This is a genomic window from Streptomyces sp. SID1328 (genome assembly GCF_009865595.1).
Lineage (GTDB): Bacteria > Actinomycetota > Actinomycetes > Streptomycetales > Streptomycetaceae > Streptomyces > Streptomyces griseoluteus.
Genome location: NZ_WWKH01000377.1, coordinates 1 through 275, shown reverse-complemented (window position 1 = coordinate 275; position 275 = coordinate 1). Strand labels below are relative to the sequence as shown.

Sequence of the window (275 nt, the reverse complement as noted above, 5' to 3'; positions counted from 1 at the left end):
TGCCCGGCGTCGGCGGCCCGGGTCCACCACACGGCGGCCTCGGGCTCGCTGCCCTCGCGGGCCAGCAGCAGTCCCAGGTTGAAGGCGCCGTTGCGGGACCCGGCCTCGGCGGCCGCCCGGTACCAGCGCGCCGCCTCGACCACGTCACCGCGCGCCGCCGCCAGCATCCCGACCCGCACCTGGGCGCGCCGGTGGCCCTGGCCGGCCGCCCGCTCGTACCACTCCTCGCACTCGGTCTTGTGGTGCACGTTCTCGCCCAGCTCGTGCGCGGGCTC

Annotated in this window: 1 pseudogene; it reads right to left on the bottom strand. The window is 78.2% G+C overall.

Features of this window, described 5'->3' with window-relative positions:
• Positions 1 to 275 (bottom strand): annotated as a pseudogene (locus tag GT030_RS11165) (SEL1-like repeat protein); the annotation flags it as partial.